This window comes from Pseudomonas sp. NPDC088890 (genome assembly GCF_044900155.1).
GTDB classification, from domain to species: domain Bacteria; phylum Pseudomonadota; class Gammaproteobacteria; order Pseudomonadales; family Pseudomonadaceae; genus Aquipseudomonas; species Aquipseudomonas urmiensis.
This window is the reverse complement of sequence record NZ_JBJDNG010000010.1, coordinates 132,330-143,558: the sequence shown is the minus strand read 5'-3', so window position 1 is coordinate 143,558 and position 11,229 is coordinate 132,330. Positions and strand designations below refer to the sequence as shown.

The following is an 11,229-nucleotide window of genomic DNA, read 5'->3' as shown; positions in this document are numbered from 1 at the left end:
AAAATGTCTGAATCAGAAAAAAACGTACGTAAGATGACTGGCCGTGTCGTCAGCGACAAAATGGACAAGACCATCACCGTTCTGATCGAGCGTCGCGTAAAGCACCCGATCTACGGTAAATACGTTAAGCGTTCGACTAAGCTGCACGCGCACGACGAAGCCAACCAGTGCAAAATCGGCGACAAGGTTTCCATTCGCGAAACCCGTCCGCTGGCCAAGACTAAGTCCTGGGCACTGGTTGAAGTCCTCGAACGCGCTGTTGAAGTCTAAGGGCTAAGGGTCGGAGAAATTTTATGATTCAGACTCAATCCATGCTCGATGTGGCCGATAACAGCGGCGCTCGTCGCGTCATGTGCATCAAGGTGCTCGGCGGTTCCCACCGTCGTTACGCCGGTATCGGTGACATCATCAAAGTAACCGTCAAGGAAGCAATTCCGCGCGGTAAGGTCAAAAAAGGCCAGGTGATGACCGCTGTTGTCGTCCGTACCCGTCACGGTGTACGTCGCGCTGACGGTTCCATCATTCGTTTCGACGGCAACGCTGCTGTTCTGCTGAACACCAAGCAAGAGCCGATCGGCACTCGCATCTTCGGGCCAGTGACCCGTGAACTTCGTACTGAGAAGTTCATGAAGATCGTCTCGCTCGCCCCTGAAGTGCTCTAAGGAGATCCGACATGCAAAAGATTCGTCGTGACGACGAGATCATCGTGATCGCCGGCAAAGACAAAGGTAAGCGCGGTAAGGTGCTGAAGGTTCTCGCTGATGACCGTCTGGTCATCGGTGGCGTGAACCTGGTCAAGCGTCATACCAAGCCTAACCCGATGGCGGGCGTACAGGGCGGTATCGTCGAGAAAGAAGCGCCTCTGCACGCTTCCAACGTTGCCATTTTCAATGGTGAAACCAACAAGGCTGACCGCGTTGGCTTCAAGGTTGAAGACGGCAAGAAAATTCGTGTCTTCAAGTCGACCCAGAAAGCGGTTGATGCTTGAACACTGCTAGGTAGAAGACAATGGCACGACTCAAAGAGATTTACCGGAACGAAATCGCTCCCAAGCTTAAGGAAGAACTTAAGCTCGCGAACGTGATGGAAGTTCCTCGCGTAACCAAGATCACCCTGAACATGGGTCTGGGCGAAGCGGTCGGTGACAAGAAAGTCATCGAAAACGCCGTTGCCGACCTGGAAAAGATCACCGGCCAAAAAGCCGTTGTGACTTTCGCTCGCAAGTCGATTGCGGGTTTCAAGGTTCGTGAAGGTTGGCCGATCGGCGTTAAAGTTACTCTGCGCCGTGACCGTATGTACGAGTTCCTGGACCGCCTGCTGGCGATCTCCCTGCCTCGGGTTCGCGACTTCCGCGGCCTGAATGCCAAGTCCTTCGATGGTCGTGGCAACTACAGCATGGGCGTGAAAGAGCAGATCATTTTCCCGGAAATCGACTACGACAAGATCGATGCTCTGCGCGGTCTGGACATTACCCTGACCACCACTGCTCGTTCGGATGACGAAGGTCGCGCCCTGCTGCGTGCTTTCAAATTCCCGTTCCGCAACTGATTGGAGTAGGAAAATGGCCAAGAAGAGCATGAAAAACCGCGAGCTGAAGCGTCAGCTCACGGTAGCCAAGTACGCCAAAAAGCGTGCCGAGCTGAAAGCGACCATCGTCAACCTGAACGCTTCGCCTGAAGAGCGTTTCGCCGCCGTCGTTGCACTGCAGAAGCAGCCGCGCGACGCCAGCGCCGCTCGTCTGCGCAACCGTTGCCGCCTGACCGGCCGTCCTCACGGTGTATACCGTAAGTTCGGTCTGGGCCGTAACATGCTGCGCCAGGCTGCAATGCGCGGTGATGTTCCAGGTCTGGTCAAGGCCAGCTGGTAATCACGGTTGGTGTGATCCCGGCGCGAGGGGAGCAATCTTCCGACCGCCGGTGACATCGCAACGAAACAAGCCCCTATATGGGGCTTGTTTCGTTTCTGGCTTGTGTCTAGAATGACCGGCTCACCTGAGCCTGGGTTTTTTGACCTGTCCGCTCAGGTGGTTGTGATAGCCGCAAGGCTAATAATTCTTGTATCAGGAGCATCTAGCCCATGAGTATGCAGGACCCGTTAGCGGACATGCTAACTCGCATCCGTAATGCCCAGATGGCTGAAAAGTCCGTCGTAAGCATGCCTTCTTCGACTCTGAAGGTAGCGGTTGCCAAAGTTCTGAAGGACGAAGGTTACATCGCTGGCTATCAGGTAAGCAGCGAAGTCAAACCCTCCCTGTCGATCGAGCTGAAGTACTTCGAAGGCCGTCCGGTCATCGAAGAGCTGAAGCGCGCTAGCCGTCCTGGCCTGCGTCAGTACAAGGCCGTTACAGATCTGCCGAAAGTTCGTGGCGGTCTGGGCGTGTCTATCGTCTCCACCAACAAAGGTGTGATGACTGATCGTGCTGCACGTGCTGCCGGTGTTGGTGGCGAAGTTCTGTGCACAGTGTTCTAAGGGGGGATAAGCATGTCTCGCGTCGCTAAGAACCCCGTTAAGCTGCCATCTGGCGTCGAAGTCAAATTCGCCGGTCAGCAGCTTTCGGTGAAGGGTGCCAAGGGCACTCTCGAACTGAACGTTCACTCGTCTGTTGAAGTTACCGAAGAGTCTGGTGAGCTGCGTTTTGTCGCTCGCAACGGTGACCAGCAAGCTCGCGCCATGGCCGGTACTACCCGCGCTCTGGTGAACAACATGGTCCAAGGCGTAAGCCAAGGCTTCGAGCGCAAGCTCCAGCTGGTCGGTGTTGGTTACAAGGCACAGGCTAAAGGCACCGTCCTGAACCTGGCCCTGGGCTTCTCTCACCCAGTGGACTACGAACTGCCAGCCGGTATCACCGCTGAAACGCCTAGCCAGACCGACATCCTGATCAAGGGTATCGACAAGCAGCTGGTAGGTCAGGTGGCCGCTGAAATCCGCGACTTCCGTCCGCCAGAGCCTTACAAAGGTAAAGGTGTGCGTTACGCGGACGAAGTAGTCCGTCGTAAAGAAGCCAAGAAGAAGTAGGGCCTAGCAAATGACCGACAAAAAAGTTACTCGACTGCGTCGCGCTCGCAAAGCACGCCTGAAAATGCACGAGCTCGAAGCCGTGCGTCTGTGCGTGTTCCGCTCCTCGCAGCACATTTATGCCCAGGTCATCTCGGCCGACGGCAGCAAGGTTTTGGCAAGCGCCTCGACCTTGGACAAAGAACTGCGTGATGGCGCCACCGGCAACATCGACGCGGCCACTAAGGTTGGCAAGCTGGTAGCTGAGCGTGCGAAAGCCGCCGGTGTATCTCAAGTTGCCTTTGACCGTTCCGGCTTCAAGTACCATGGCCGCGTCAAAGCGCTGGCTGATGCTGCTCGTGAAGGCGGGCTGGAGTTCTAAGTTATGGCAAATAACGATCAAAAGCGCGACGAAGGCTACATCGAGAAGCTGGTTCAAGTTAACCGCGTAGCCAAAACCGTTAAAGGCGGCCGTATCTTCACCTTCACCGCGTTGACCGTGGTGGGTGATGGCAAGGGTCGCGTTGGTTTCGGCCGTGGCAAATCGCGCGAAGTACCTGCTGCGATTCAAAAAGCCATGGAAGCTGCTCGTCGCAACATGATTCAGGTTGACCTGAAGGGCACCACCCTGCAGTACGCCACCAAGGCCGCCCACGGCGCCTCGAAGGTTTACATGCAGCCTGCCTCGGAAGGTACCGGTATCATCGCTGGCGGCGCAATGCGTGCTGTCCTGGAAGTTGCTGGTGTTCAGAACGTTCTGGCCAAGTGCTACGGTTCGACCAACCCAGTGAACGTGGTTTATGCCACCTTCAAGGGTCTGAAAGCCATGCAATCTCCAGAATCCATTGCTGCCAAGCGCGGCAAGAGCGTTGAGGAGATCTTCTGATCATGGCTACCGTTAAAGTAACGCTGATCAAAAGCACCGCCGGCCGTCTCCCTAACCACAAACTGTGCGTTAAGGGTCTGGGTCTGCGCCGCATCGGTCACACTGTAGAAGTCCAGGATACTCCCGAGAATCGCGGGATGATCAACAAGGCTTACTACATGCTGCACGTCGAGGGTTAATCGATGAAACTCAATGATCTGAGTCCAGCGCCGGGTTCCCGTCGCGAGAAGCATCGTCCGGGTCGTGGTATCGGTAGCGGTTTGGGTAAGACTGGTGGCCGTGGTCACAAAGGTCAGACCTCCCGTTCCGGTGGCACCATCGCTCCTGGCTTCGAAGGCGGTCAACAACCGCTGCACCGTCGTCTGCCGAAGTTCGGCTTCGTTTCTCTGAAAGCCATGGATCGCGCCGAAGTGCGTCTGTCCGAGCTGGCTAAAGTGGAAGGCGACGTTGTCACCGTGCAATCCTTGAAGGATGCCAACGTGATCAACCAGAACGTACAGCGTGTGAAAATCATGCTGTCTGGCGAAGTCACTCGCGCAGTCACCATCAAGGGTATCGCAGCCACCAAAGGTGCGCGTGCGGCTATCGAAGCAGCTGGCGGCAAGTTCGAGGAATAAATGGCTAAGCAAGGTGCTCTCTCTTCGCTCGGTAAGGGCGGGATGTCGGAACTCTGGGCTCGTCTGCGCTTTCTGTTCATGGCGATCATCGTCTATCGGATAGGTGCGCACATCCCGGTGCCCGGTATTAACCCGGACCGTTTGGCGGATCTGTTTCGACAGAATGAGGGGACCATTCTTAGCTTGTTCAACATGTTTTCCGGTGGTGCGCTGGAGCGCATGAGCATCTTTGCACTGGGGATCATGCCGTACATTTCGGCATCGATCATCATGCAGCTCATGACCGCTGTTAGCCCACAGCTGGAGCAGTTGAAGAAGGAAGGTGAAGCTGGCCGTCGCAAGATCAGCCAGTACACCCGCTACGGCACCGTTATCCTGGCGCTGGTTCAAGCCATTGGCATGTCCATTGGCCTGGCCAACCAGGGCGTGGCGTTTTCTGCGGGTCTGGGCTTCCATGTCGTTGCGGTCTCCACCTTCGTGGCGGGCGCGATGTTCATGATGTGGCTCGGCGAGCAGATCACCGAGCGCGGTGTGGGCAACGGTATCTCGATGTTGATCTTCGCAGGTATCGTTGCCGGTCTTCCGAGAGCAATCGGGCAGTCTTTCGAGTCTGCACGCACAGGCGATATCAACATTTTCGCCCTGGTCGCAATCGGGTTGCTGGCAGTAGCGATTATCGGTTTCGTGGTGTTCATTGAGCGTGGTCAGCGTCGTATCGCCGTTCACTACGCCAAGCGTCAGCAGGGCCGCAAGGTCTTCGCTGCGCAGACCAGCCACTTGCCGCTCAAGGTGAACATGGCGGGCGTAATCCCGGCCATTTTCGCCAGCAGCATTCTGCTGTTCCCGGCTTCGCTGGGTGCCTGGTTCGGTCAGTCCGAAGGTATGGGCTGGCTGCAGGACATCTCGCAGTCGATCGCTCCTGGTCAGCCGTTGAACATTCTGCTGTTTAGTGCAGGGATTATTTTCTTCTGCTTCTTCTACACAGCTCTGATGTTCAACCCGAAAGACGTAGCGGAAAACCTGAAGAAGTCCGGTGCCTTTATTCCGGGTATCCGTCCTGGTGAACAGTCGGCGCGCTACATTGATGGCGTTCTGACCCGTCTGACCATGTTCGGTGCTCTTTACATGATGGCCGTCTGCCTTCTGCCCCAGTTCCTGGTGGTGGCAGCAAATGTGCCGTTCTACCTTGGCGGGACCTCGTTGCTGATTGTGGTAGTGGTTGTGATGGACTTCATGTCCCAAGTACAATCGCACCTCGTTTCGCACCAGTACGAATCCCTGATGAAGAAAGCCAACCTGAAAGGCTATGGCGGCAGCAGTCTGCTGCGCTGATAGACCCCTAAGGTTCGAGGAGTTGGTGATGAAAGTTCGTGCATCGGTGAAAAAGCTGTGCCGTAACTGCAAGATTATTCGCCGCGAAGGCATCGTGCGAGTAATTTGCAGCGCGGAACCGCGTCACAAACAGCGCCAAGGCTGAGTGTGATCCGCGCTACAAGCCCAGCAGCTAGTGCGCTGCTGGGTTGATTAATTGTTTCTACAGCGATATTATCTCGCGCCCTATTTCTTGGCTTCCGGGGCGTAGGTAGCTGTCAATTGGAGTCCCACTGAATGGCCCGTATTGCAGGCGTCAACATTCCAGATAACAAGCATACTGTTATCTCGCTGACCTACATCTATGGTGTCGGTCGCACAACTGCACAGAAGATCTGTGCAGACGCTGGTGTAAACCCAGCCGCTAAGATCAAGGATCTGAGCGACGAGCAAATCGAAACCCTGCGTGGCGAAGTTGCGAAGTTCACCACTGAAGGTGACCTGCGTCGTGACGTCAACATGAAGATCAAACGCTTGATGGACCTGGGCTGCTACCGCGGTCTGCGCCATCGTAAAGGTCTGCCGGTTCGCGGTCAGCGCACCAAGACCAACGCACGCACCCGTAAGGGCCCGCGTAAGCCGATCCGCAAGTAATCGCCCAGGAATATAGACATGGCAAAACCTGCTGCTCGTCCTCGTAAGAAAGTCAAAAAGACAGTGGTTGATGGCATCGCCCACATCCATGCGTCTTTCAACAACACCATCGTGACCATCACCGACCGTCAGGGCAATGCTTTGTCCTGGGCGACCTCCGGTGGTTCGGGTTTCCGTGGTTCGCGCAAATCCACTCCGTTCGCAGCTCAGATCGCTGCTGAGCGTGCTGGTCAAGCTGCGCTGGAATACGGTCTGAAGAACCTCGACGTTAACGTCAAGGGTCCAGGTCCAGGTCGTGAGTCCGCCGTTCGTGCTTTGAACAGCTGCGGCTACAAGATCGCCAGCATCACCGACGTGACGCCAATCCCGCATAACGGGTGCCGTCCGCCGAAGAAGCGTCGCGTGTAATCAGGAGACAGATAAATGGCACGTTACATTGGTCCAAAATGCAAACTGTCTCGCCGTGAAGGCACTGACCTGTTCCTGAAGAGCGGCGTTCGCGCTCTGGAATCGAAGTGCAACATCGAAGCAGCCCCAGGTATCCACGGCCAGCGCCGTGGCCGTCAGTCCGACTACGGTACCCAGCTGCGCGAGAAACAAAAAGTCCGTCGTATCTACGGTGTTCTGGAGCGTCAGTTCCGCGGTTACTACCAAGCTGCTGCCTCGAAAAAAGGCGCAACTGGTGAGAACCTGCTGCAACTGCTCGAGTGCCGTCTGGATAACGTCGTTTACCGTATGGGCTTCGGCTCGACTCGTTCCGAGTCCCGTCAGCTGGTTTCGCACAAAGCGATCAGCGTCAACGGTAAGACTGTAAACATTCCATCCTACCAAGTTCGTCCGGGTGATGTGGTCTCGGTTCGTGAGAAGTCGCTGAACCAGCTGCGCATTGTTCAAGCCCTTGAACTGTGCTCTCAGCGTGGCCGCGTTGAGTGGGTAGACGTGGATGCTGCTAAAAAGTCGGGCGTTTTCAAGAACGTTCCTGCTCGCAGCGATCTGTCCGCCGACATCAACGAAAACCTGATTGTCGAGCTCTACTCCAAGTAAGGGCTAGAAAATAGGTGCATCCATGCAGATTTCGGTAAATGAGTTCCTGACGCCCCGCCACATTGATGTGCAGGTCGTCAGTCCGACCCGCGCCAAGATTACGCTCGAGCCTCTCGAGCGTGGTTTCGGCCATACCCTGGGCAACGCGCTGCGCCGCATCCTGTTGTCCTCCATGCCTGGCTGTGCAGTAGTCGAGGCCGAGATCGACGGCGTACTCCATGAGTACTCCGCGATCGAAGGTGTACAGGAAGACGTAATTGAAATCCTGTTGAACCTGAAAGGCCTGGCTATCAAGCTGCACGGTCGTGACGAAGTTACGCTGACCTTGTCGAAAAAGGGTTCGGGGGTGGTTACCGCTGCCGATATTCAGCTGGATCACGATGTCGAGATCGTCAACCCCGATCACGTAATCGCGAACTTGGCGTCCAACGGCGCCTTGAACATGAAGCTCACTGTAGCTCGTGGTCGCGGTTACGAGCCGGCCGACTCTCGTCAGACTGACGAAGATGAAAGCCGCAGCATTGGCCGTCTTCAGCTGGACGCCTCGTTCAGCCCGGTGCGTCGTATCGCCTATGTGGTCGAAAACGCCCGTGTTGAGCAGCGTACCAACCTGGACAAGCTGGTCATTGATCTGGAAACCAACGGTACTCTGGATCCTGAAGAGGCTATCCGTCGTGCCGCGACCATCCTGCAACAGCAGCTGGCCGCGTTCGTCGACCTCAAGGGTGACAGTGAGCCGGTTGTGGTCGAGCAGGAAGACGAGATCGATCCGATCCTGCTGCGTCCGGTTGACGACCTGGAACTGACTGTACGTTCGGCCAACTGCCTGAAGGCGGAGAACATCTACTACATCGGCGACCTGATTCAGCGTACCGAAGTAGAACTGTTGAAAACTCCTAACCTCGGCAAGAAGTCCCTGACTGAAATCAAGGACGTCCTGGCTTCCCGTGGTCTGTCCCTCGGCATGCGCCTCGACAACTGGCCGCCTGCAAGTCTTAAGAAGGACGACAAGGCGACTGCCTGATCGTCGTAATCACCGAACGTAGTGTTTGGTAAGGAATGAATCATGCGTCATCGTAAAAGTGGACGTCACCTGAGCCGTACCAGCTCTCACCGCAAGGCTATGTTCCAGAACATGGCAGTGTCGTTGATCGAGCACGAGCTGATCAAAACCACCCTGCCGAAAGCCAAGGAACTGCGCCGCGTTGCCGAGCCGCTGATCACCCTGGCCAAGGAAGATAGCGTCGCCAACCGTCGTCTGGCTTTCGATCGTACCCGTTCGAAATCCGCTGTTGGCAAGCTGTTCAACGATCTGGGCAAGCGCTATGCCACCCGTCAAGGCGGCTACCTGCGTATCCTGAAGTGCGGTTTCCGCGCTGGCGACAACGCGCCTATGGCGTACGTCGAGCTGGTTGATCGTCCAGTCGGTGGTGCTGTAGAAGCTGCCGAGTAAGACGTTCTGTCTGCTGCAAAGAGCCGGGCCTAGTGCCCGGTTTTTTGTGTCTGCCTGTATTGTTAATTTCTATCGATCCAAATAGATCAATGAATTAGTTCTTGCAACATATCTCCCCGATACTTCTTGGCAAGCCGATTAGCCGGCCATTGAAGACCGATAAGGAGAGCCCATGAGCAAGATTCTCACCACCGCCAGCGGTGCACCCGTAGCTGATAACCAGAATTCTCGTTCGGCAGGCCCGCGTGGCCCGCTGTTGCTCGACGACTTCCATCTGATCGAGAAACTCGCCCACTTCAACCGCGAGAACATTCCTGAGCGCCGCGTGCACGCCAAGGGCTCGGGCGCTTACGGTACCTTCACGGTCACCCGCGATATCACTCAATACACCAGTGCCAAGTTGTTCGACACAGTCGGTAAGAAGACTGAGACATTCCTGCGTTTCTCCACCGTGGGTGGCGAGCGCGGCTCAGCGGATACCGAGCGCGATCCGCGTGGCTTTGCCCTGAAGTTCTACACCGAGGAAGGCAACTGGGACATCGTCGGCAATAACACGCCGGTGTTCTTCATTCGCGATCCACTCAAGTTCCCCGATTTTATCCACACGCAGAAACGCCATCCGCAGAGCAACCTGAAGAACGCGCAGATGATGTGGGATTTCTGGTCGCACTCACCGGAGGCGCTGCACCAGGTCACCATCCTCTTCTCCGACCGTGGCATACCTGACGGTTACCGCCACATGCATGGCTTCGGCAGCCACACTTACAGCCTGATCAACGCCAAGGGCGAGCGCACCTGGGTCAAATGGCACTACAAGACCCAACAGGGCATCAAGAATCTCTCGCCGGCTGATGCCGCACGTCTGGCAGGCACTGATCCAGATTACGCCCAGCGCGATCTGTTCGAGGCGATCGAGCGCGGTGACTATCCACGCTGGACGGTGTGCATCCAGGTGATGAGTGAGCAAGAGGCGGCCAACCGTCAGGAGAACCCCTTCGACGTGACCAAGACCTGGTCGCAGAAGGACTATCCATTGATCGAGGTTGGCGTGCTGGAGCTCAATCGCAATCCGCTCAACTACTTCGCGGAGGTCGAGCAGGCGACCTTCGGGCCGAGCAACATGGTCCCGGGCGTGGGGCTGTCGCCGGACCGCATGCTGCAAGGCCGAGTGTTCGCATATGCCGATGCTCACCGCTACCGTGTCGGCACCAATCACCAGCAGTTGCCGGTGAACGCCCCTCGTAGCGCGGTCAACACCTATCAGCGTGACGGCGCCATGGCCTACGGCGCTTACGGCAGTGCGCCGAACTACGAGCCCAACAGCTACGGCGATGCCCCGAAGCAATCGCCTCAGCACGCTGAGCCAGCCCTTTCACTCAACGGCGCGGCCGATCGTTACGATCATCGCGAGGACGGCGATTACTACAGCCATGCAGGTGCGCTGTTCCGTTTGATGAACGCTGAACAGCAGGCAGTGTTGATCAGCAATATCGCCGGGACCATGGCGGGGGTCAGTGAGGATGTCGTGCAGCGTCAGCTGCAGCACTTCTTCAAGGCCGATCCAGCGTATGCTCAAGGCGTCGCCAAGGCATTGGGCGTGGATCTCGCCTGAGTCGGAATGATAAGTAGAACCGCCCTCATTTGGGCGGTTTTTCAATGAATATCACTACTGTTTGCCGGTTTTTTTGCATGTTATTGCGCGTTTTTCAGTGACCTCTCGACCTTCCTGGTTCACACTATGTCGTATTGATGTTTTCACAGGGAGAAGCAGGGCGATGCAAGGTCACCCGGACGTAATCGATTACCTCAACACGTTGCTGACGGGCGAACTGGCGGCGCGTGACCAATATTTCATCCACTCGCGGATGTACGAGGATTGGGGCTTGAGCAAGCTCTATGAGCGTATCAATCATGAGATGGAAGAAGAGGCGCAGCACGCCGATGCCCTGATGCGCCGCATCCTCATGCTTGAAGGTACGCCGCGCATGCGCCCAGACGATCTCGATGTAGGCGCTACCGTGCCAGAGATGATCGCCGCCGACCTGCGCCTGGAGTACAAGGTACGCGCCGCGCTGTGCAAAGGCATCGAGTTGTGCGAGCTGCACAAGGATTACATCAGCCGCGATATCCTGCGGGCGCAACTGGCCGATACCGAAGAAGATCACACCTACTGGCTGGAAAAACAGCAGGGGCTGATCAAGTCCATCGGTCTGCAGAACTACCTGCAATCGCAGATGTAAGTGGGTTCAGATAATAAAAAACCCTGTCAC

Annotated in this window: 20 protein-coding genes; all 20 read left to right on the top strand. The window is 56.3% G+C overall.

Annotation, left to right across the window (positions count from 1 at the left end):
* The first annotated feature begins 3 nt into the window (after positions 1–3).
* The 20 genes from rpsQ to bfr all read left to right on the top strand — a co-directional run bounded on the left by rpsQ (position 4) and on the right by bfr (position 11,199).
* Positions 4–270: a 30S ribosomal protein S17 gene (rpsQ, locus tag ACI2JX_RS20445; protein WP_404690881.1), complete on the top strand. Its 267-nt coding sequence runs from the start codon at positions 4–6 to the stop codon at positions 268–270.
* A 23-nt stretch (positions 271–293) separates the two neighbouring features.
* A complete protein-coding gene (gene rplN, locus ACI2JX_RS20440; protein ID WP_008089810.1) occupies positions 294–662 on the top strand; it encodes a 50S ribosomal protein L14 in 369 nt (122 codons plus the stop codon).
* An 11-nt stretch (positions 663–673) separates the two neighbouring features.
* Positions 674–988 carry a 50S ribosomal protein L24 gene (gene rplX / locus ACI2JX_RS20435; protein ID WP_003255476.1) on the top strand — a complete coding sequence of 105 codons (315 nt, stop codon included), beginning with the start codon at positions 674–676 and terminating at the stop codon, positions 986–988.
* Between the two features lie 20 nt (positions 989–1,008).
* Positions 1,009–1,548 (top strand): 50S ribosomal protein L5, encoded by a 540-nt coding sequence (rplE, locus tag ACI2JX_RS20430; RefSeq protein ID WP_186557313.1) that lies wholly within the window; start codon positions 1,009–1,011, stop codon positions 1,546–1,548.
* 13 nt (positions 1,549–1,561) lie between these two features.
* Positions 1,562–1,867, top strand: a complete 306-nt coding sequence (gene rpsN, locus ACI2JX_RS20425) for a 30S ribosomal protein S14 (RefSeq protein WP_009397499.1) — start codon at positions 1,562–1,564, stop codon at positions 1,865–1,867.
* 209 nt (positions 1,868–2,076) lie between these two features.
* Positions 2,077–2,469 carry a 30S ribosomal protein S8 gene (rpsH, locus tag ACI2JX_RS20420; RefSeq protein ID WP_119138195.1) on the top strand — a complete coding sequence of 131 codons (393 nt, stop codon included), beginning with the start codon at positions 2,077–2,079 and terminating at the stop codon, positions 2,467–2,469.
* Between the two features lie 12 nt (positions 2,470–2,481).
* Positions 2,482–3,015: a 50S ribosomal protein L6 gene (gene rplF, locus ACI2JX_RS20415; RefSeq protein WP_003255469.1), complete on the top strand. Its 534-nt coding sequence runs from the start codon at positions 2,482–2,484 to the stop codon at positions 3,013–3,015.
* A gap of 10 nt (positions 3,016–3,025) precedes the next feature.
* The gene (gene rplR / locus ACI2JX_RS20410) at positions 3,026–3,376 is read left to right on the top strand and encodes a 50S ribosomal protein L18 (RefSeq protein ID WP_011531893.1); all 351 of its coding nucleotides are present in this window, start codon (positions 3,026–3,028) and stop codon (positions 3,374–3,376) included.
* 3 nt (positions 3,377–3,379) lie between these two features.
* On the top strand, positions 3,380–3,880 hold the full coding sequence (rpsE, locus tag ACI2JX_RS20405) for a 30S ribosomal protein S5 (RefSeq protein WP_003255465.1): 501 nt from the start codon (positions 3,380–3,382) through the stop codon (positions 3,878–3,880).
* Between the two features lie 2 nt (positions 3,881–3,882).
* On the top strand, positions 3,883–4,059 hold the full coding sequence (rpmD, locus tag ACI2JX_RS20400; protein ID WP_264236560.1) for a 50S ribosomal protein L30: 177 nt from the start codon (positions 3,883–3,885) through the stop codon (positions 4,057–4,059).
* A gap of 3 nt (positions 4,060–4,062) precedes the next feature.
* Complete coding sequence (gene rplO / locus ACI2JX_RS20395) at positions 4,063–4,497, top strand: 50S ribosomal protein L15 (RefSeq protein ID WP_010220318.1); 435 nt, start codon at positions 4,063–4,065, stop codon at positions 4,495–4,497.
* Positions 4,498–5,829 (top strand): preprotein translocase subunit SecY, encoded by a 1,332-nt coding sequence (gene secY, locus ACI2JX_RS20390; protein WP_186557314.1) that lies wholly within the window; start codon positions 4,498–4,500, stop codon positions 5,827–5,829.
* Positions 5,830–5,857: 28 nt separating this feature from the next.
* Positions 5,858–5,974, top strand: a complete 117-nt coding sequence (rpmJ, locus tag ACI2JX_RS20385; RefSeq protein ID WP_011531897.1) for a 50S ribosomal protein L36 — start codon at positions 5,858–5,860, stop codon at positions 5,972–5,974.
* 131 nt (positions 5,975–6,105) lie between these two features.
* On the top strand, positions 6,106–6,462 hold the full coding sequence (rpsM, locus tag ACI2JX_RS20380; RefSeq protein WP_012316515.1) for a 30S ribosomal protein S13: 357 nt from the start codon (positions 6,106–6,108) through the stop codon (positions 6,460–6,462).
* Between the two features lie 18 nt (positions 6,463–6,480).
* A complete protein-coding gene (gene rpsK, locus ACI2JX_RS20375) occupies positions 6,481–6,870 on the top strand; it encodes a 30S ribosomal protein S11 (protein WP_003255454.1) in 390 nt (129 codons plus the stop codon).
* A 15-nt stretch (positions 6,871–6,885) separates the two neighbouring features.
* Positions 6,886–7,506 carry a 30S ribosomal protein S4 gene (gene rpsD, locus ACI2JX_RS20370; RefSeq protein ID WP_101322335.1) on the top strand — a complete coding sequence of 207 codons (621 nt, stop codon included), beginning with the start codon at positions 6,886–6,888 and terminating at the stop codon, positions 7,504–7,506.
* A gap of 22 nt (positions 7,507–7,528) precedes the next feature.
* The gene (locus ACI2JX_RS20365; protein WP_003255452.1) at positions 7,529–8,530 is read left to right on the top strand and encodes a DNA-directed RNA polymerase subunit alpha; all 1,002 of its coding nucleotides are present in this window, start codon (positions 7,529–7,531) and stop codon (positions 8,528–8,530) included.
* Between the two features lie 42 nt (positions 8,531–8,572).
* Complete coding sequence (gene rplQ, locus ACI2JX_RS20360; RefSeq protein WP_003255451.1) at positions 8,573–8,959, top strand: 50S ribosomal protein L17; 387 nt, start codon at positions 8,573–8,575, stop codon at positions 8,957–8,959.
* Between the two features lie 172 nt (positions 8,960–9,131).
* Entirely contained in the window at positions 9,132–10,571 is a 1,440-nt protein-coding gene (locus ACI2JX_RS20355; RefSeq protein ID WP_404690879.1) for a catalase, read from the top strand.
* Positions 10,572–10,734: 163 nt separating this feature from the next.
* On the top strand, positions 10,735–11,199 hold the full coding sequence (gene bfr / locus ACI2JX_RS20350) for a bacterioferritin (RefSeq protein ID WP_264236562.1): 465 nt from the start codon (positions 10,735–10,737) through the stop codon (positions 11,197–11,199).
* The last annotated feature ends 30 nt before the right edge of the window (positions 11,200–11,229 follow it).

What these genes read in the sequence shown, in the direction of transcription:
- rpsQ (WP_404690881.1), top strand. Translation starts at nt 4, where the DNA reads ATGTCTGAATCAGAAAAAAACGTACGTAAGATGACTGGCCGTGTCGTC.
- rplN (WP_008089810.1), top strand. Translation starts at nt 294, where the DNA reads ATGATTCAGACTCAATCCATGCTCGATGTGGCCGATAACAGCGGCGCT.
- rplX (WP_003255476.1), top strand. Translation starts at nt 674, where the DNA reads ATGCAAAAGATTCGTCGTGACGACGAGATCATCGTGATCGCCGGCAAA.
- rplE (WP_186557313.1), top strand. Translation starts at nt 1,009, where the DNA reads ATGGCACGACTCAAAGAGATTTACCGGAACGAAATCGCTCCCAAGCTT.
- rpsN (WP_009397499.1), top strand. Translation starts at nt 1,562, where the DNA reads ATGGCCAAGAAGAGCATGAAAAACCGCGAGCTGAAGCGTCAGCTCACG.
- rpsH (WP_119138195.1), top strand. Translation starts at nt 2,077, where the DNA reads ATGAGTATGCAGGACCCGTTAGCGGACATGCTAACTCGCATCCGTAAT.
- rplF (WP_003255469.1), top strand. Translation starts at nt 2,482, where the DNA reads ATGTCTCGCGTCGCTAAGAACCCCGTTAAGCTGCCATCTGGCGTCGAA.
- rplR (WP_011531893.1), top strand. Translation starts at nt 3,026, where the DNA reads ATGACCGACAAAAAAGTTACTCGACTGCGTCGCGCTCGCAAAGCACGC.
- rpsE (WP_003255465.1), top strand. Translation starts at nt 3,380, where the DNA reads ATGGCAAATAACGATCAAAAGCGCGACGAAGGCTACATCGAGAAGCTG.
- rpmD (WP_264236560.1), top strand. Translation starts at nt 3,883, where the DNA reads ATGGCTACCGTTAAAGTAACGCTGATCAAAAGCACCGCCGGCCGTCTC.
- rplO (WP_010220318.1), top strand. Translation starts at nt 4,063, where the DNA reads ATGAAACTCAATGATCTGAGTCCAGCGCCGGGTTCCCGTCGCGAGAAG.
- secY (WP_186557314.1), top strand. Translation starts at nt 4,498, where the DNA reads ATGGCTAAGCAAGGTGCTCTCTCTTCGCTCGGTAAGGGCGGGATGTCG.
- rpmJ (WP_011531897.1), top strand. Translation starts at nt 5,858, where the DNA reads ATGAAAGTTCGTGCATCGGTGAAAAAGCTGTGCCGTAACTGCAAGATT.
- rpsM (WP_012316515.1), top strand. Translation starts at nt 6,106, where the DNA reads ATGGCCCGTATTGCAGGCGTCAACATTCCAGATAACAAGCATACTGTT.
- rpsK (WP_003255454.1), top strand. Translation starts at nt 6,481, where the DNA reads ATGGCAAAACCTGCTGCTCGTCCTCGTAAGAAAGTCAAAAAGACAGTG.
- rpsD (WP_101322335.1), top strand. Translation starts at nt 6,886, where the DNA reads ATGGCACGTTACATTGGTCCAAAATGCAAACTGTCTCGCCGTGAAGGC.
- ACI2JX_RS20365 (WP_003255452.1), top strand. Translation starts at nt 7,529, where the DNA reads ATGCAGATTTCGGTAAATGAGTTCCTGACGCCCCGCCACATTGATGTG.
- rplQ (WP_003255451.1), top strand. Translation starts at nt 8,573, where the DNA reads ATGCGTCATCGTAAAAGTGGACGTCACCTGAGCCGTACCAGCTCTCAC.
- ACI2JX_RS20355 (WP_404690879.1), top strand. Translation starts at nt 9,132, where the DNA reads ATGAGCAAGATTCTCACCACCGCCAGCGGTGCACCCGTAGCTGATAAC.
- bfr (WP_264236562.1), top strand. Translation starts at nt 10,735, where the DNA reads ATGCAAGGTCACCCGGACGTAATCGATTACCTCAACACGTTGCTGACG.